The sequence below is a fragment of the Burkholderia sp. BCC0398 genome (assembly GCF_902833245.1).
GTDB classification, from domain to species: Bacteria; Pseudomonadota; Gammaproteobacteria; order Burkholderiales; family Burkholderiaceae; genus Burkholderia; species Burkholderia sola.
On record NZ_CADFEM010000001.1, the window covers coordinates 786,349 to 806,008 of the forward strand.

The 19,660-nt window shown below is 66.0% G+C and carries 6 protein-coding genes; all 6 read right to left on the reverse strand.

What is annotated here, in order from left to right:
- Positions 1-51 precede the first annotated feature (51 nt).
- Positions 52-984 carry a hypothetical protein gene (locus HWX76_RS03445; protein WP_239468956.1) on the reverse strand — a complete coding sequence of 311 codons (933 nt, stop codon included), beginning with the start codon at positions 982-984 and terminating at the stop codon, positions 52-54.
- Between the two features lie 792 nt (positions 985-1,776).
- Positions 1,777-2,550, reverse strand: coding sequence for a hypothetical protein (locus HWX76_RS03450; RefSeq protein WP_176015485.1), 774 nt, complete (start codon positions 2,548-2,550; stop codon positions 1,777-1,779).
- A 23-nt stretch (positions 2,551-2,573) separates the two neighbouring features.
- Positions 2,574-14,510: a filamentous hemagglutinin N-terminal domain-containing protein gene (locus tag HWX76_RS03455; protein ID WP_244137940.1), complete on the reverse strand. Its 11,937-nt coding sequence runs from the start codon at positions 14,508-14,510 to the stop codon at positions 2,574-2,576.
- Between the two features lie 154 nt (positions 14,511-14,664).
- A complete protein-coding gene (locus HWX76_RS03460) occupies positions 14,665-15,585 on the reverse strand; it encodes a peptidyl-prolyl cis-trans isomerase (protein ID WP_089489712.1) in 921 nt (306 codons plus the stop codon).
- 11 nt (positions 15,586-15,596) lie between these two features.
- Entirely contained in the window at positions 15,597-17,423 is a 1,827-nt protein-coding gene (locus tag HWX76_RS03465; protein WP_124630814.1) for a ShlB/FhaC/HecB family hemolysin secretion/activation protein, read from the reverse strand.
- The gene (locus HWX76_RS03470; RefSeq protein WP_244137937.1) at positions 17,423-19,561 is read right to left on the reverse strand and encodes a filamentous hemagglutinin N-terminal domain-containing protein; all 2,139 of its coding nucleotides are present in this window, start codon (positions 19,559-19,561) and stop codon (positions 17,423-17,425) included. Before HWX76_RS03470 ends, HWX76_RS03465 begins: the two co-directional genes overlap by 1 nt.
- Positions 19,562-19,660 lie beyond the last annotated feature (99 nt).

Here is a 19,660-nt window from a genome sequence, read left to right on the forward strand (position 1 = left end):
GGGCCGTCGCACACAGCGCGTCGACACGCCGTGTGCGGTTCGGCCGTGCGTTTATTGTTTGATCACCTGACCGTACGCGATGAAGCTGTAATCAGCCGCGCGCAGCACGTAGAGGATCGATCGCTTGAAGCCGTTGGTTCCCGTGATCGGCACGAACATGATCGCGGCGCTGCCCGACAGCGGAACGCCGGCCGGCAGCTTGCAGCCCGTCGATGCGGAGGCCGTCACCGTCATGTCGTACATGTTCTGGTTCGAGCCGGGCGTGGAAAGCAGCAGCGTGCCGCTCAGGTTGCAACCGCTCAGCGTGCCGGTCAGCGTACCGCCCGATGCAATCGCGAACGACGCGTTGGTCGTCGCCCAGGTGCCCACCACGCTGTCCTGCGTGACCGCAAGTGCGTTCGCGGCGTTGTAGGTCCACGTGAAATTCGACGCCGTACCGTTGCGGGTGATCGTGCCGGACAACGTCTGCTTCGGGCTGTATGCGCCCGAGCCCGAATCGATCTTCGTGACGATGCCGCTCGTTCCTGCAAAGTTGATACCCGGCGCGAGCGACCACGTCGAACCGTTGACGGTCAGGGTCGAGAAATCGTCGGACATCACGAACGATCCGAGCAGGTTGAGCGTGCTCAGGTTGTTGTGCGGATCGACCAAGGCGATCGTCGAGTAGCCGAGGTTGCCGGACGCCGACCAGATCCCGACCGGGCCGGTTGCCGTTGCGGCCGTCGAACCGGTTTGCGGGGTCGTCAGGCTGGGCAGTGCCTCGCCGACCGTCACCGGCTGCGACGATGCGACGGGGGCGCTTGCGGGGGCTGCCGCGAGCGGTGTGGACGCGACGGCCGGTGCGCTGGCTGCGTTATTGGCGCCGCCGGTGTTGGCGGGCGTGCCGCTGCTTGCGTTCGACGAGCCGTCGCCGCCGCCGCAACCGGCGACGACGAATACCGAGATTGCGGCTGCCGCCAGCAGACAATGGGAATGCTTGTTCAATTCAATCCTCGATTTTTTTGATGCGTTTTTTTAGTGGTCTAGATTCGAATCGCGTTACTTTTCCGGTGTGTTGTGTGTGCCTCCTCGAGCGACGTTGGGTGCGTGACGTGATGTGTCGGGGAAAAGTGATGTAGGTGTCGCCGGCTGCCGGATATTCGGCGCGGCGGATACAGGCGTGGAGGTGTGTCCGCGCGGGCAGACGCCCGCGGCGGTGAGCGCCGAATGCAGCAGCAGATACGCCGCGGCAAGGCAAAGGAAGACGACGCGCCGGCCCCCGATGCCTGCGCGCTCCATCGAATCGGTACGTCCCATCTTCTGGTCATGCGCACGGCTTCGCCGGCCGGGCGCCCTCGGTTGTTTGGTCGTGCGGTTTGGTTCTACGGCTCTGGTAATACTTTTTTTGAGCTACCGAGGAAGAGTAACGGCGGCGGTGGGGATTTCTTTAGGGGGATTTATCGAGGGAATTGTCCAGGGGCTTTGGTCTGGGCCTTCGTATGCCCTCTCGCTCGGCCGTTGGCTCAGGTGACGAAGTCGAACCCACGTTTGAATTCAATGCGTCAATGGGGAAAACGCTTCAGTCCCGACGCAGCGGCACAAGCACATGTCCAGCCTAACCGAAGCCTTGTGTACGAAGAGTAACTAGACTTGCTCCCGGCACATCCGGATGAGTACGATGATCTCTACCTTACCCGGAACGCTTCCACATCAAAGTCAGAGTCTTAATTAGACTCACACGCGAAATTCCGATTACCCCCACGCGTTACGATATCGGAGTGTAATGCGACTCATTTTCTAATTGTACAAGTCCATTCTCAGTCGCTCCTGAATAACTGCCGTTTCCTCAGAAACAAAGCAATGATCCGAAATTACAATCTCCGTAATCCCGCTCACTGGTTCACTCGTGTGAGGCCACTTCGTGGGATTGATACGGCTTTTATGATCTCGCCCAACTCGATCCCAGAACAATTCACTCAACCACATGGTCGACCCGACGGCTTCAACATAGCCTGACCGCAGCACCCAGCGCCCAGGGTTACGGGATATATCAATCTCCATTTGTTCGAGCGGAGGCGGCAGGCCATTCGACTTCATCGGCAAATGCGCGAAATCGCGGCCAGCAGCTTCATATTCGAGCGGATCTTTCGCATTTTGCCAGCGGTTGTATTCAACATCCGTCACCCATCCCTGGACAAATCCTTCCAAAATGACAAATGGAATCGCCCATGCTTTCCAATCACCCGCTGCATTTGCCATCTTCTCGCGGATTGAAACGAAACAATGGTCGTAGGCCCCAGCCACCCCATACTGGAACGAAAGGGTGGCCGTCTCCAAGTGCCCCCACGTACCTTTCGTCTCAATCCGCTTCCGAAGAGCGATCGCCGAGATCGCATTTCGGCCTTCGGTAAAGGTCATTTCGAGGCCAAGCGCTTGCATTCTGTTCACGACCATATTGAACGCATCGAGCGGTGCAACGGATCCCGATCTCAGCTGAAATTCGACCTTGTCGGCGCCGAGGATCGCACCTGACGTTTCCGTGGGATCCTGCAGCGTAAAGACGAGCGTCAATTCCTCTGTCCGACTACGTTTTGTCATGGGTATACCTTAATCCTTACGGTAACGCCTTGTCTGGCACCATAGTTGATCAGTTGTTGTGCTGCCGCGGCGCCACCAGGTTGCACGCGCAGATCCAAGACCATGTTTGCGCGAGATCCATTGACCGTCGCGTTACTCGAACCAAGCTGGTCAATCACAGCCTCCATGCGCGGAAGCCACGTCGATCCAGTCGTATCGACAGTCTTCAGGCTTACCAGAGTGTTTCTATTCTGGAAATCGACGAGCGGAAAATAGCCGTTACTCTCCGCGCCAACCTGATACCACCCATTCGCGGCACTGTATTCGGTCCGAGCGAGTTGCGATTCGATAGTAACACCGCGATCTATCGGATTGAGCCCCCACACGTTGCGGCCAGCTGCCGGCGCGTCTGTAGCAACCTGACCGCCCGTACCTCGGCCTGAACCACCATCACTGTTACCACTCGACAGCATCGTGTTGTTCGGTGGCGGTCCCGATACAGGCGCAGCGCCGAGCAGCCCCAGCAACGCACAAGCGGCCCCCCCAGTCATCAGGCAGCCGATCACCCCTATCGGAGTCACTGGAGCCGGTGCGCTCGGCCCATCGTTTCTCGGACCACTATCCGGATCGAGTTGTCGGTTGGGATCCGACTGAGCGTCCTGCCCATTTCTGTTTCCTACGGACAGGAAGGTCTTGAGCCCGCGCTGTACATCGCCCAACGGATCGCTGTAGGTCCATTGAGCCCAGCTAACAATATCCTTCTTCAGTTGCTGGACCTTCTGGGACAGACTGTTGTTCAGGGCTTCGTTCTGCGCCCACGTTGCGCCGGTCTGTGCGTCCGCGCCCGCAATCCCCGCTGCCAGTCCGCCTGACAGCGTCGCACTCCCTACAGTGACAGCGTTAAACACGGCATTGTCGTAACTCGTCGCCTTGGTCAAGGTTCCGTCACCGTTGTCGGTCACAGTGATGGTCTGCGTGCCACCGTACAGGCTGTCTCGTAAAAATGGCGCAACCAACGCGCTTGTGGCCCCGCCAATCGCACCACCGGCACATTCTTGACCGCTAGCCGCCGCGGCTACGCATCCAAGCGCTGCATGCGAAGCCACATAGCCCAGTTCTCCCGGTGTCCCGTCACCAAATCTGCCGTCATCTTTCGCGCTCCCAATCCCGTAAGCGGCAGCGGCCGCCACGTCCTTGATAAAGCTGTTTCGCAGACTATCGAGGAAGCTCCCTCCGCCGATCAGGGTCTGCGCCCCAGCCTGAATCGCCGCATTCGCTGTAATCGCCAATGCAGCAGCCGGAAGAGATCCCGATACCGCACCCGCTTGCGGCACCAACGCATTGCCCGTCGTCTGTACACCGGCCAACGCCGAAAGAGACGGAGCGCTTCCTTCGAATGCAGCATTCGCGCTAAATCCGAACGAGCCCGAACCGCTATCAAACGTGATGCCGTTCGTCAGCCCGGCAGTCACTGCTCCGATCAGGCCATTCTTCAGGCTCGCGCCGAAATCGATCTGCCCGGTAGCGACCACTTGGCCGAGCGCGCTCGATGCGAACGAGCTCAACCCGACTGCAATCATCGTGTTGGCCAACCCACCAACGGCCAGCGAACCGCCTGCCGCACTTGCGGCCGCGGTAATGGCGGCACCTGTCAGCCCCTGCTGTGCGGCCATGAATGCCGCGGTGGTTGCCGCTTCGGCAGCGCCCGACATCGACGCGATCGCAGCCGAGATTTCCGGCTGCATCATGATCGCGGCAGCAACAGCGACGACCATCGAGAAGATCTGCGTCATCCCGAACGAACCACCTTCCTTCACGAAATCCTGATGAAGGTTGTCGCTCACCGCCGTCTGCGTGAAATTCCCGCCCAGCTGTTGTTGAAGCGCCGCAAGCGCTTGCTGGGTCCCACTCTGATCGATCGTTCCGTCGGCCGCCAGCTTCTGCAGCGCCCCACCAATCTGGTTGAGCGTCTGCACGTTCAGGTCCATGTTCGCCGCACTCATGAACCCACCGGGCTGCACCACCGTCCCGGTCGTCTTCAGATAGCCGCCATCAACCTTCTGCCAGATCTCGCCGACGTTGACCTGATTCGCCTGGTTCGTCAGCGTGTGCGTGTCGACGCTCAGCGTCCCAGACGCGGTGATGCTCCCCGTATTGAGGATGCTGCCGTTACCGTCCTGATTGAACTTGAGCGTGACATCCTGACCGGAGATGTTGCCGCCCGCCGACAGCGCCTGCGTGTCCTGCGGCAGATACACCTGCGGCATCAGCGCGGTAATCGTCGGGCACGACGCCGCTCCCGTCGCATGACACGTCGGGTCCGGCACCGTCTGCTCGACGTACCACAGCATCGGCTTGTCGAGCGTGTTGATCTGCTCCTGCGTCAGCGCCGCGCCCAGTTGCAGGTCATGCGCCTTCGAGTAATCGATCGCGTTCTGGTACAGGTACATCTTTTCCTGTGCCGTCACCGACAGGTTTTTCTCGTTGTCGTACGTCAGCCCGTCGACGAAGCTCGACTTGCCGGTCTGCTTCAGCGCCGCCTGCTGCAACAGCAGGTCCTCTTCCTGCGGGTTGTAATAGAACAGCGTCGACGACGGCTGCAGCGCCGACGGCAGATTGTTCAGCAAGTCCTGCGGCCCGAGCGAGCCGAGCACGGAACCGCCGAGCGACGCGTCGACGTACGACGCAGCGCCCGCGACCGGTGTCGGCAGCTTGCCGGTACCGACGGCACGAGGCACCGACAGGTTCAGCCCCGGCAAGTCCACCGGGCTCAGCGAAATGACCTGCGACGGCGCATTGACACGCGGCGTGTAGGTGTTCGCGGTCGTGATCCCGTTGATGAGCTTCTGGCCCGTCAGCGACACGTACGTGCCGATCACATTGCCGACGTTCTGGATCTGTCCGTTCGACGAGATCGACAGGTTCGGCGCCTGAATGGTCGCCGCGATGTTGCCGACCGGGGTCGGCGGATCGATGGTGCCGCCCGTGCTCGTGTATGCGCTCCCGTACAGCGCCTTGCACTGCTCCGGCGTGCCGCACGCCCAGATGTCGTGACGCTTGTCGCTGCTGAACATGCCGGTTTCCTGCACCCAATGCGAGTGCCAGTAGGCATTCAGCACCTGCGCCTCGTTCACGACGGGGCCTGCGACGGCGATCGTCGCGTTGTTGCCGGCCGCGATCAGGCTGCCGATGTTCGTCAGGCTGCCCGCGTTGATCTGCAGGTTGTTGCCCGCGCTGATCACCGACGAGCTGCCCGACTGCTGGTCGACATAGCCCTCGCAGTAGCTTTCCTTGTAGCCGCCGGCTGTCATGCAGCCCGAATATTGCTCGTGCTTGCCGTAGTTCTCGTGTACCGGCACGGGTGGCGGCAGATTGTTGGTGATCGCGCCCGATACGTTGAGCTTGATGTCGTTGCCCGCGACGATGTTGCCGGACGTGTTGTTCAGGCTCTGTGCCGGCGTGGTCGATCCCGCGGTCGTGCCGACACCGCCGATGACGATGTCGTGGCCCGCGAGCAGGTTGCCGTACGTATTGTTGATCTGGCCGGCCGCGATCACGAGATCGTGGCCCGCATAGATCGTCGCGTCGTTCTGGCTGTAGCCGAACGTCGTCGTGGTCGGATTGTTGCCGCGCGGTTGGCCTGCGTTGCCGCAGGCGGAGTTCGGCACGCCGGATGCGCAGCCGACCTGGCTCGCGTAGTTCTGTTGGTTGCCGCCCTGGTTGGTGAGCGTGCCGGACGCAATGGCGACGTTGTTGCCGGCATACAGCAGACCCTCGTTGGTCAGATCGCCGCCGCCGACCGTCAGGTTGCTGCCCGCCGCGATCATGCCGGTCGGCGTCGTGAAGGTCACCGTGCCGGTAGTGGCAGGCGCAGCCGCGCCCTTGTTGATCTGGAACGCGGTCGGCAGATAAGACGGACCCACCTGGCAATAGTTGCCCCCGTCGCAATTGAACGCGCCGGTCGGGTTGCCCGTGCCCTGGACCCCGATCGTTCCGAGCGCCGCCAGCTGCGCCAGAAAATTCGCGTACTGGGCCTGATCGACATAGGTGGAGCTGTTGACCGTCATGGTCGGCGCAACCGCGCCGTTGCTCAGCGACTGGACGTTGAGCGCGATGTTGCCTTGCGCCGCGATCTGCCCGCCTTTATTCGACAAGGTGCCGGCTGTCAGCGAGATTGAGCCGCCGGCGGAAATCACACCCGATGTTCCGGCTTGCTGGTTCGTCGCCGTCTGATAGACCGTCGGCAATGTGAACGTCGCGGATTTGAGTGCGCCGGCCTCGGGCCCCGTTCCGACGAACCAGTAGTTCGAATACTGCGAAACGCCGTGGTCGTTGATACCAGTCAGGACGCTGTACTGATTGAACGTCACCGTGCCGGATGTCGCGACCGGGTTGGACGCCGACAACAACCCGCTGTTCGTGGTCGAGCCAGTCGGCGCCAGCAGGCCACCCAGCGTCGCGGGCGACGTCTCGTAAGCTGCGGATACCGTGTGCTCATGGCCAGAGGTCTTTTCGTAGCCGGCCGTCACCCAGCCCACCGCCCCTGACATCAGGAGCGCCGGGTCGCTGACCTGCGTGGTCGTCGTGACGGCCCCCTGCGGCGCAGTCTGATCGTTGATCACCTGCGCCGCGGAGATGCCAATGTTCCGGCCGGCGAATATCGAGCCGCCCGTATTGAGCAGCGAACCGCCGAGATTGAAATTCGCGTCCCCCTTCGACTGCGTCGTCGCACCCTGGTTGTCATAATTCCCGCCGTTCACGGTCAGCACACTGCCCGCCTCGACCGTCCCGCGGTTCGTCGTATCTCCGTTCAGCGTCAACGCGTTATCCGCATGCATCACCGCCCCGGCCGCATTATTCAGCGTGCCGTTGAACGTCACATCCGCCCCGGTGACCTGCCCGTGATTCTCGAAGCTGCCGCCTGCCGTCAGCGTCAACGGCGACGTCCCGGTGATCGTGCCGTTGTTCGTGATCCCGTTCAGCCCCGTCAGCGAAACGCTCTGCCCGCCGTAATTCCACGTGCCGCCGACATTCACGTACCCGGCCGTGATCGACAGGTTGCCGCCCTGGCTGATCGTCCCCTGCGACGGATCGAACGCCATGTTGACCGCACTGATCCCCATGTTCCGTTGCGCGAGCAACTGTCCGCCCGCGTTATAGAACGCGCCGTTGCCGCCATTGATCGTCAGCGACACGTCGCCGGTCGCACCGGTCGCGGCCTTCGGGTTGCCGGCAAAAACGATCCCGTTCTGGTTGTTCAGCGTACCGGTATTGACGTTGAGCGCGTTCACCGCCATCAGCGAGCCACCCACGTTCGTCAGCGCGCCGCCGACGGTGACGTTGGTCGTCGTCCCGTTCACCAGCCCGGCGTTCGCGAAGCTCGATGCATTGATCGTCGTCGTGCCGATCGACGCGAGCGACGCACCGGCCGCATTCGTCAGGTTCGGCGCCGACACGTTGAGCGATCCGGCCAGCACGTTCGCGGCGTTATACAAGCCGTTCTGCGAAGCCAGCGTCGCGTTGCCGACGACGTTCACCGCCTTCCCGCCCGCCAGCGTGAGCTGATTCGATGCCTGCGCGGTGAGCGCCCCGCCGACCGTCGCATTGCCGAGCGTCACGTTCGCGCCGTTCACCTGCAGGTTCTGCGATGCGACGAGCGATGCATTGCCGGCGTCGACCGTTCCCTGCGCGGAAACGGTCACGTTCTTCGACCCGACGGCCGAACCGCTCAGCGTGACGTTGCCGCCCGACACACCCAGTTGCCCGGCCACGATGCTGTTGCCGGTCAACGCGACGGTTTGCCCGGCATGCACCGTCGCGTCGCCGTTGGCCGACACGCCCGCGACCGACACGTTGCCGCCGATGCCATTGACGTCGACCGTCCCCATCGAACCCACACCGCCCGTGAGCGACACGTTGTGCGCGGCCTGAACCGCGACATTGCCGCCCGACTGCAACAAGCCACCGAACGACACGCTGCCGGCTGTCGACTTCGCCGACACGTCGCCGACCGCGGTGGTCGCACCGAGCGACATGTCGCCGCCGGACACCGCCGTCAGCTTGCCGGCACCCTGAATCGCGCCGAGCGTGATGCTGTTTCCGGCATTGACGGCGATGTCCTTGCCGTACGTCAGTGCCGCGCCGCCGCCGAGCGCACCGCCCGCGTTGATACTCGCGGCCCCGAGACCGAACAGCGCGCCGCCGAGCGTCATCGCACCGCCCGACGTCAACGTCGTATCGCCGTTCACGAGCCCGCCGGAAAGCAGCGCGAGTCCGCCGCCAGCATTGGCCCGCAAACTCCCGGTCGACACGACCGCGCCGCCGACGCCGAGATTGCCCGCCGTCGCAGTCAGCGTCGCGTCGCCGGTCGCATTGATCGCGCCCGCGACACCGAGGCTGCGTCCGGCCGTCACGTTCAGCGCACCGCCGCTGGACGCCGCACCGATACCCGCATCGCGCGCGGCCGCGATCGTCGTCGCGTTGCCCGACGTCACCGCGCCGTTCACCATCACGTCGCCGGCGCCGTTGTGGCCCTGCGCCCGCAATCCGATCGCGCCGCCCGCCTGCACCGAGCCGGCCGACAAATCGTTGCCGGCGGTCATCGCGAGATCGCCGTTGGTCGCGACGTTGCCTGTCACCGCGATATTGCCGCCCGCGGTGACGCTCGCCTGGTGCGCGAACGCGATCGCGTCGGCCGTCACCGAGCCACCCGCCGTCAACGTGCCGCTTTGCTGCGCGCCAACGCCTGCGAGCGTCATGTCGCGGCCCGCGTTCAGCGAAGCATTGCCGCCCGCGACACTCTGCCCGGTCACAGCGATGTCCTGTGCGGCGCCGACGTTCAGGTTGCCCTGCGTCGTCAGGCTCGTCGCACTTGCGTTGCCGCCCGAAGCGGTTACGGCGAGATCGCCCGCCGAATTGACCGCCGACAGCGCGACACTGCGCGCCGCATTGATCGTCGTCGTGCCGCCGGTATTGATTGCGCCCGCAACGGAAACGTCTCGTGCGGCTTGCAGTTGCATCGCGCCGAATGCGGTGGCCGCTCCGCCGAGCGTCACATCGCCGCCGCCGGCACCGCCCTTCGCCGTGACGTCGAGATTGCCGTTGACGGCCTGAACCGTGCCGAGCCCCGCATTGTTGCCGCCCGTCACGTTGACGGCCGCAGCTTGCAGCGCACCCGTCAGCGCGACGTCGTGCGCGGCATCGAGCGTCGCCGCCTGGGCGAATGCCGCGGAGCCCGCACCGTTGATGTCGCGGCCCGCGCTCAGCGTGCCGTCGCGTTGACCCGCCAGTGTCCCCGTCAACGCGATATCGCGGCCGGCCTGCACGTTCGTCGACTTCGCCACCGCAATCTGGCCGCCGAGTTGCGTATCGAGCCCGGACAGGCTGCTGAACGCACCCGCGGTCGTGGTCGCCCCCGTGAGCATGACGCTACCGTTCGTGGCGGTTGCCTTCAGATCGCCGTTCGACTCCACGCCGCCGTTGACCGTCACGTTACGTTGCGCGGTCAATGCGAGCGCATCGCCGCTGCCGAGTGTGCCGCCGATCGACACATCCCGCGCCCCCGTCACGTTCGCCGCCCCCTGTGCGGACGCCGCACCCGTGATGCCCGCATCGCCTTCGCCGGCGTTGCCGTTCGCCGTCAGCGTCAACGTGGTCGACGACGACGCATCGTGCAACGTCGCGTTGTTCCCGCCCGTCACCGCGATCGCGGCCGCCTGCATGCCGCCGGTCAGCGCGACGTCATGCTGCGCCGCATAGTTCGCGGTCGCGGCAAACGCCTGCTTGCCGCCGCCGTTGATGTCGCGCGCGGCCGTCACCGTGCCGTTCGCCTGTCCGACCATCGTGCCGTTCAGCGTGGCATCGCGGCCGGCCGTCAGCGTCGCGTCGCCGATCGCGCTGGTGCTCGCGCCGAGCGACAGGTCGAGGCCGGTCGCGATGGCGAGCTTGCCGCCGCTGTTGATGCCGCCGGTCGCGTTGAGGCTGCCTTGCCGCGCGGCCAGCGCCGTATCGCCGACCGACTCGATCGCGCCGCTCACGGCGATGTCCCGCTGAGCGGTCACGCCGACCGTCGAACCGCTCGCAACCTTGCCGCCGATCGCAACGTCGTTCTGCGCGAATGCCGTGATCGCGCCCGCGGCGGCGACCGAACCGTCGATGCGCAGATCGCCCGCACCCGTTGCGGTGTTCGTACCGTTCGCGCGCAGCGCGATCGTGCCGGTCGACTCGACGTTGTTCACGGCCGCATTGCCGGCCGCCGTCACGCTGACCGACTGCCCCTGGATCAGCCCTCGCTGCGCGACATCGCGCCCGGCTTCGAGCGTCGCCTGCTGACCGAACGTCAACGTGCCTGCGCCGACGATGTCGCGCGCCGCATTGACGATGCCTTGTCCCTGCCCGGCCAACGACCCGCTCACGTTGACGTCGCGTCCGGCCGCGAGCGTCGTGTCGTGCGACACGGTCGTGTTGCCGCCAAGATTGATGTCGCTGCCTGCCTGCGCGTCGAACGCACCATTGCTCGCGATCGCACCGGTCGATCCGATACTGCCGGTCGCCCGCAGCGACGTGTTGCCGGCCGACTGCAACGAACCGCTGATGCCGATATCGCGCGCGGCGGCCAGCACTACGTCCGCGCCGCCCGTCACCGCACCGGTCACGCTCAGGTCGTTCGCCGCGCCGAGCGCGAGCGTCGACGCAGCCTGCACGTCGTGCAGCGTGGCCGAGCCGCCGGCCGTCGTCCGCACGTTGCCGCCGCGCAGCGAGCCGGTGAGAGTCGTATCGCCGCCGGAACCGACATTCGCCGCGAGCCCGAACGCAACGGCGGCCGCACCGTCGATCACGCCGCCGGCGTTCAGCGTGCCGTTGCCCTGCGCGACGACGGAGCCGTTCATCGTCAGGTCGCGTCCCGCGTTAACGGTGAGGTCGCCGAGCGACGACGTCGAGTGCGTGCCCAGATCCACCGACTGCGCGGCGTTCACCGACAGATTGCCGCCCGACTGGATATTGCCGGTGCTCGTCAGCGAACCGGCCGCATTCGTCAGCGCGACGTCGCCGTTCGACTGGACCGTCCCGCCGATCGACGTATTGCGGCCGCCGCCGATGACCAGGCCGCTTGCCGTGCGCAGCGTGCCATTGACGATCACGTCGCGCGCCGCGTCGATCGTCCCGTTCGTCAGCGAGTTCACGTTGCCGCCGATCGAAACGTCGCCCGTGCGCGTCGCAAGCCGAAGCCCCGCGTTGGCCTGCACGTCGTTCAGCGCGATCGAACCGGCTGCCGTCATCGAGACGGCGCGCCCCTGGAACGCACCGGTCACGCCGATATCGCGCCCCGCGCTCAACGTCGTGTCCTGCGCGAAGCCGCTGGTGCCGCCGGCGACGATGTCGCGCGCGGCCGTGAGCGTCGCGACACCCTGCCCGGCCAACGCGCCGCCGATCACGAGATCCCGACCGGCCGTGGCGGTCACGTCGCCCGTTACGGTCGTCGCGCCGGTCAGCGAGACATCCTGCGCGCCCTGCACCGTCAGCGCACCCGCGCCGTTCAACGTGCCGGCCGACGCGACGCTGCCGCTGGCCGCCGTGATCGCGAGATCGCCGACGGCCTGCACGGTGCCACTGCCGCCGACGATCACGTTGCGCTGCGCGGCAAGCGCGACCTGCGCGCCACCGGCCAGCGTGCCGTTCACGACGACGTCGCGTGACGCGCGCACGTCGGCGGCGCCGAGTGCCGCCGCGTTGCCGTTGAATACGACGTCGCCGCCGCCGGCGTTACCGTTTGCCGTCACACCGAATGCGCCGCCCGCCTGGACCGTCGCGAGATTCGCGCTGTTGCCCGCGCCGACCTGCAGGCCATTGGCGAGCAGCTTGCCGGTCAGCGCGACGTCATGCGCGGCATTCAACGCGCCGTTCTGGCCGAATGCGATCGAACCGCTTCCGGTGATGTCGTTGCGTGCGCTCAGTAACCCGTTGCGCTGGACGATCACGACACCGGACGTATCGACGTTGTGCCCCGCGTCCACGCGCGCGTCGGTCCCGACCATCAGCGAGCCGCCGAGCGACGCGTCGCGCGCGATATCGGCGGCGAACGTCGTTCCGCTCGCGAGCGACCCGCTCACGCTCAGGTCGCGCCCCGCCTGCACGCTGACCGCGTTCTGCGCGGTCGCCTGCGACGCGACGACGGTGTCCTGTCCGGCCGTCAGCGCAAGATCGCCACCGCTCTTCACCGTCGCATGCGTGACGACGTTGCCCTGCGTCGCCGTCAACGCCAGCGCGCCGGAGGTCTGCAGCGCCGCGTTGACCGTCGCATCGCGTTGCGCGGTGACGCGCAGCATGTCGCTGTTGGTCTGCCCGTTCACGTTGACGTCGCGGGCCGCCTGCACGGTCGTCGCGCCGGTCACGACCGACGTGCCGTTCAGGTTCACGTCGCCCGTGCCGTCGGCGCCGCGCGCGGTAACCGACAATGCCCCGCCGCCCTGTACGTCGCCGAGCGTGACGTTCGTGCCGCCCGCGACCGTCATGTCGCCGTGCGCCTGTGCATTCGCGACGTTCACGTTGCCGCCTGCCGCCACGGCGAGCTTGCCGCCGGACTGGATCGATCCGGTCGACGTCACGTCGCCATTCGCGTCGATCGCGTAACCGCCGACCCCGATGTGCGTACCGGTCATCGACACGTTGCCGGCACTATGGACCGCCGCCTGCTGCTGCGCGGCCGAGCCTGCGACCGATACGTCGCCGTTCGCCGACAGCAGCAAGTCGCCTGCGTTCGCGGCGAGCTGCGCGTCGGATCGCACCCCCATCCCCGCCGCGGTGCTGACCACCTGGATCTGCCCGGCCGTCATCGCGCCGAATGCGGTCGCGTCGATCGCGAGCGAACGATTCGCGCCGCCGTTCGCGGCATTGATCGCCGCGGCGGAGTTGTCCGAGCCGTTCGACGCGGTGCCGTACGTGGTGCCGTACGTATCGACGGCGGCCGGCGTCACGAACTGACGCCCGGCGATCACGTTGATGCGTGTGCCGGCATAGAGCGGCGCGTTGATGCCGATCGTCTCGCCGATCAGGTCGATCGTGCCCACGGTCCCCTCGATCCCCGCGCCGGGCCCGTTGACGCCGGCATTGCCTTCGATCTGCAGGTGACCGCCGGTCACGTTGTAGCCGAGCGCCTTCGCGTTCGCGAAGTCGGTCGCGCTGCCGCCCACGCCACTGAGGAACTGCGGCGCGCCGGTCGACAACGTCACGCCGATCGTGTTGGTGAAGCCGGTGCCGCGTGTCGTGATCCCGTTCGGATTCGCGATCACGACGGCCGCGGGTGCGCCGAATACTTCGAGCGGACCGTTCAGCAAGCTCGCGTAGGCATTGCCGGTCGACGTGACCTGGTTGACGATCACGCTCGCCGTGCGGCCGTTCAGGTTCGGGTTGGCCTGCACGTTGCCGCCCGTCAGCGACGTGCCCGACATCAGGCTGTTGTTCAGAATCAGCCCGACCGGATCGATGTTGAATTGCTGATACTGGTTCAGCGAAATACCGGCCGCGTTCGGCGCGGTGATATTGACGACCGGCACGCCGCCGCCTGCGCCGGTCGACTGCGTGATGGCAGGCTGAAACGAGATCGGCGCCGTGGGATCGACGATGGGCGCGGCAGCCGCGAGCTGCATCGAGAATCGGACGCGCAGCGACGCGAGATCGAGCAGCCGCTGCCATGCGTCGTCGTCGATTCGACGATTGCCCGCGCCGAGCACGCCGGCTGCATCGCGGCCCTGCTCGACGGTGACCGTGATCGGTCCGATGAACATCGCCAGCGCGAGAAGCGCGCTCGTCGCACGCTGCCACCAGCGATACGATCCCGCGACCTGCTCGACCGCGAAGAACCGCGGCGCACTTGCCGCCGACCGCGCACGTGCACCGATTCGCGCCGCACCGGCGGCGGCAAGCTGCTGCAAGGTCTTACGCTTGGACGTGTTCATCTTCTGTTGTTCGCTTCGTTTCATGGCCCCGCGCCGTACGCCATCGGCCGGCGGACCGTGGCGCCGAGCGATGCCGGGTTTCCCCGCCCGGCATCGCGTGCGTGTTCGCCGGGCGGCTGCCCGACGCTGCTACTGGCGGCTTGCTGCTTGCCGCTTACTGCTGGATCCGCGCGTTGCGGATCAGATCCGCCACGACCTGCGCGGTCGCCTTCTCTATCGCGACCTGCTCGAGTTGTTGCCGCAGCGTGTCTTTCGCCTGGTCGAACGGCGGCACCTGCGTCGGGCGCTTGTCGTCGGCACGCACGATCCAGTACGTATCGCCGACCTGCACGGGCTCGCGCGTCAGTCCGCCCTGCGGAAGCTTCACGAGCGCTTCGGCGAGCGGTTGCGGCCAGTTCTGCGTGTGGCCTGCTTCGATCGGCGTCTTGAACGAGATCCAGTTCAGCGCGCCGCCTTGCGCCGCGGCCGGCCCCTTGCTGAACTGCCGCGCGAGCCCGCCGAAGTCCTCGCCTTTCTTGAGCCGCGAGAGGATCTGCTTCGCGGTGTCCGCATCGTTGACCGCGATCACGCTCGGCTTGTATTCGTTCTCGCCGAGCGTTGCGACAACCGCGTCGTAGCGCGCCTTGACGTCCGCATCCGTGACGGGCGCCGGCTTGACCTGATCGCGCAGGTACGCCTGCGTCATCGCGAGCGCCTTCGCCTGCTCGACGGCGGCAACGACCTGCGGCTTCGTGTCGTAGTGCTGCTTGAGCGCCGCCTGTCGAAACAGCTCACGCGCGATCAGCTGGTTCTTCAGCGCCGCACGCAGCGCCGGCGTATCGGGCGCCTTCGACGCACGCACGGCTTCGTCGACCTGCGCTTGCAGGATCGGCACGCCGTTCACGCTCGCGATCGCATCGGCCGGCATCGCGGCGGTTGCATCGGCCGGTTTCTTCGCCGCCTTGGGAACCGCGTACGCGTGCGGGACGACAGCGCCGCACAGCATCGCCGCGACGAGCGCGACGCCGATCTTGCGAATCCGCGCCGACAGGTTGGGTTGCATCGCGATCTCGCGACCGTTCGACAGGCGATCCATGAAGTTCTCCATCAGTCCGTCCAGTTGAGTGTTGCCAGCAACACGCTGGCCTTCTTGCCGAGTGCGGCCGGTTGCACGAGCGCCTGCCCGACCAGCACTTCGGTCGACAGCGTCCCGCCTTTCAAGCGCCATTGCGCGCGCGTGCCGACGCCTGTGCCGACGAGCGACGGCCAGCCGCCCTGCGCGTTCAGGTGCGTCTTGCCGCCGTCCAGAAACACGTACGGTTCGATGCGCGCGTCGTGCCACGCCGGCACGTTCTGCCAGGCCAGCTCGTTGCGCACGAATGCGCCGCTGTCGCCCGCGATCCCGCCTTCGGTAAACCCGCGGACCGAACCCATGCCGCCCAGAAAGATCTGCTCGTTGCCGAACAGCGCGACGCGGCTGTACTGCGCGCGAAGCGTGCCGCGATACGCCCAGATGGAACCGGCGAAATCGCCGAGCGTGAACTGCAGCGTGCCGGTGGCATCGAGCTTCGTGAACTGGCTGTGTGCGTCGTCGATACCGATGTCCGACGCATCGTGGTTGGCCGCCAGCCAGGGCAAACCCTGCGACACGCCGACATCCCAGGTCGCGGCTGCGCCCTGATCGCGCATGACGAAGCGGGACAGCCCGTTCAGCGCGACACGCAACACCGTCAGGTTCTGCGGCGACAACGGAATGCCGTTGAGATCGCGCTCGGTGCGCAGCTTGTTGAGCGTCACGTCGACGCTCATGCGCCCGCGCGGCGAACGCATCAGCACGTCGTTCCAGCCGAGCATCTGGCTGAACGTGCGCCCCGCGAGCAGCGCGACGTCGCCAATCGCCTGCTGGTACTCGGACATCGACGCCGTGTAGCTGAAAGTCTGATAGCCGTACGGCACCGCCGCCGACAACACGACCGCGTTCGTGTCGGTCGTCCCGACGTAGCTGAACGACAGCGATTCCTGCAGTCCGATCACGTTGTCGGCTTCGACACCGGCGCGATAGCGCGTCTTGCCGGTCTGCGAGCTGCCGTAGTTGTCGATGCCGAAATCGTAATGAAGACGGTCGCCGTAGCGGTTCGAGATCGCGACGATCGAATCGCCCGGCGCTTCGCCGGGGAGAATGCGGATTTCGGCCTGATTGCGCCGCAACCGGTTGATCTGATCGACGCCCTGCTCCAGATCGGGCAGACGCAGCACGTCGCCCGGCGTGCTCGCGAACGCCCATGCGGTGCCGGCTTCGGTCAGCCACCCGCCGCCGCGCACTTCGTACCACTTCTCGTCGGGATCGCGCGGTCTCAGCGGCTTGCCGTTCAGCGTCAACGCGGCCACGCGGCCGGGAACGAGATTGATCTTCAGCGTGCCGGACGCGAGATTCTGCGGCCCGAGGTACGCACGCGTCGTGATGTAGCCGCGCGAGATGAACGCTTCCGTCAGCCGGCGCAGCAGCAGGTTGATCCGGTTGCGCCCGAGTTGCTTGCCGATGAACGGCGCCGCGATACGGTCCAGTTCGCGCTGCCCGAGGATCGCGTCGCCGGTGAATTCGACCCGCTCGATCAGGAACGTCGGCGCGACGTCCGGCAGCGTGTCGACGTCGGCGCCCGGCGGCAGGTCCGGCATCGTCGGCTGCTCGGGCACCGCGATCTGCGCCGGCGGCTGCGCGATCTCGTCGCGGCGCTGCCGGTCGCGCTGCTCCTGCAGCAGACGCTGCGCGGGATCCTGTTCCGCACGCGGCACCGCGAGCCCGGCCGGCAGCGCGCCGAGGCCTGGAAGCGCGCCGGCCGGCGGCCCGCCCGCGAGCTGGGCATGCGCGCACGGCGACATTGCGCCGATCGTCAATGCGAGCGCGGCGGCGATGCGGTGATCCTTGTGCGACATCACAGGCCGAACCACGACACGAGACCCATGTGATTGCGGTTGCCGATCGTCACGAGATCGCGATGAGGCGGCCGGATCGTCACGACGCCGCCCGCGGCGAGCACACCTTCGGGCGCGCTGTACGCGCCGCCTTCGATGTCGGCCTCGCCGGTCAGGCGCACCTTGCCGGTTCCGCCGGTAAACACGCCACCGGTGTCGGCCGCATAGATCGCCGCCCAACGATTGCCGAACCACGCTTTCAGGTCGTGGTCGCGGTTGATCACCGTGTAGCCCGGCACGCCCTGCGCGAGCGTCTTCGGCGCGTCGAGCGTCAATGCGCCGAGCGCGAGCACGGTTCCGCCCGTGTTCGTGATCTGCGTACCGGCTTTCAGCTGGATGTCGGCGTTGGCCTCGATCACGCCGCCGAACGCCTGCACGTTCGACGACGCGCTCGCGCGGCAGAACACGAAACACGAGCGCCGATACGCTGCCTGCCCGGTGAAAACGGCCTGCGTGAGGATGTTTTCGCGCGCGGCGATGTCGATCGCGCCGCCATTCGACAGGATCGATCCGCCGATATTCGTCACGTTCGCGGCACGCACGGTCACGTTGCCCGCATCGGCCGTGATGTACGCGAGTTTCGATGCGTCGGCCAGCGCGCCATAGTCGACGGTGAAGCCGTCGCTACGATGCTTGAAGAACAGGAAGCGGCCGCCCTGCTCGGAGAAGCCGACCACCGCACCGTTCTGCACGCCGGTGCTGTGGTCGACGATGTTCTGCAGATCTCCGCCCGCGTCGATCGACACGCTCCGGTTCGACAGGATCCGTGCATTCCGGTTGACGATATCGGTGCCCGCGGTCAGCGACACATCGCCCTTCACGCCGAACAGGATGCCGATCCCCGTTTGCGGCAGCGACTGGTTCAGGATGCGGCCCGCCGCGTTCAGCGTTACCGCGCCCGCAGAATCCGGATCCGCGTCGATCGCGGTCTGCCCTTGTACCAGTGAGCCGACGTTCTCGATGTCCGCCGCGCTCTTGAGCACCACGCCGCTTTGCGACGATGCCACGGTGGCGCCCTTCATCGCGTCGTCGGGATTCAGCGCGATGCCCGCGCCATTCAGCTTGACGCTGCCCGACGCCATCAGGCTGCTGCCCGTCAACGCGATCGCATCGGCTGCCGACACGTTCGCGTGGCCGCCGCGCGACTTCAGGTCGGTGTCGGTCAGCGTCATGCCGCCTTGCACGGTGACGTCGAGGTCTCGCGCGACGTCGATCTTCGTATTGGACATCTCGACGTTGCCGTTCGACGTCAACGTGAAATCCCCGAGCGACGCATTCATCGCGCCGGCGCTGCGCACGCCGGGGCCGCGGTCCGTGACGATCAACTGCACGCGCCCGCTCGTCACGCTGCCTGCGGCGGTGATGTCGATCGCGTAGGACGATGCGGTGTCCGGCTGGGTCGTCGCGGTACGCGAGAGCCAGTCGTTGGCGTTGTCGTTCGGCGACAGCCCCGTGTTCAGTTCGACACGGCTGCGTCCGGCCAGCAGGCGCACGCCGGCCGTCGCCGACGAAAACGCGTTGTCGATCGCGCCGTCGACGACGATGTTCTTCGCGATCAGATCCAGCCCGATCAACGCGCCGGCCAGGCCGCCCGGACCGACGACGATCGTGCCGGTCGACGTATCGAGCACGATGTTGCGCTGGATCACGCCGGGGGCGATCTGCAGGTCGTTGAAGTTCACGGTGCCGGTCGACAGCGCGACGTGCCCGGTATTGACGAACGATCCGCCGTTGACGGTGATGCCATTCGGGTTCGCAAGCACGACGTTCGCGCGCGGCCCCGCCACGGCGATCTCGCCTTCGATCAGGCTGCGGTTCGTGCTCGTCACCTGGTTGACGATCGTGCGCGCGTTGATGCCGGCGTTGTTCAGCGTCGCGCCGGCCGTCGTCACGTTGAACGACGAATACGTGTTGCTCGATACGCCGGCGACTGCAGGCGCAAGATTGACGAGCTGCCGGCCATTCGGCCCGATCGACACGCTCGTGGGCGTGCCGCCGTCCGCGACGATCCCCGTGGCGGCGGCGCAATGCGGCAGCAGTCCCGTTACGGCAAGGCAAAGGCACAGCGCGCGCCAGCCCCCGCTGCCTGCGCGCCCCATTGAATCGGTGCATCCCATTCTGATCCCGCGCACGGCTTCGCCGGCCGTGCGCCCTCGGTTTTTTGGTCGTGTGGTCGTACTGCTTTCGTCATACTTTTT

Excerpts from the sequence above, each read along its gene's own strand:
- HWX76_RS03465 (WP_124630814.1), bottom strand. The coding sequence starts at position 17,423 with ATGTCGCACAAGGATCACCGCATCGCCGCCGCGCTCGCATTGACGATC.
- HWX76_RS03460 (WP_089489712.1), bottom strand. The coding sequence starts at position 15,585 with ATGGATCGCCTGTCGAACGGTCGCGAGATCGCGATGCAACCCAACCTG.
- HWX76_RS03470 (WP_244137937.1), bottom strand. The coding sequence starts at position 19,561 with ATGGGGCGCGCAGGCAGCGGGGGCTGGCGCGCGCTGTGCCTTTGCCTT.
- HWX76_RS03455 (WP_244137940.1), bottom strand. The coding sequence starts at position 14,510 with ATGAACACGTCCAAGCGTAAGACCTTGCAGCAGCTTGCCGCCGCCGGT.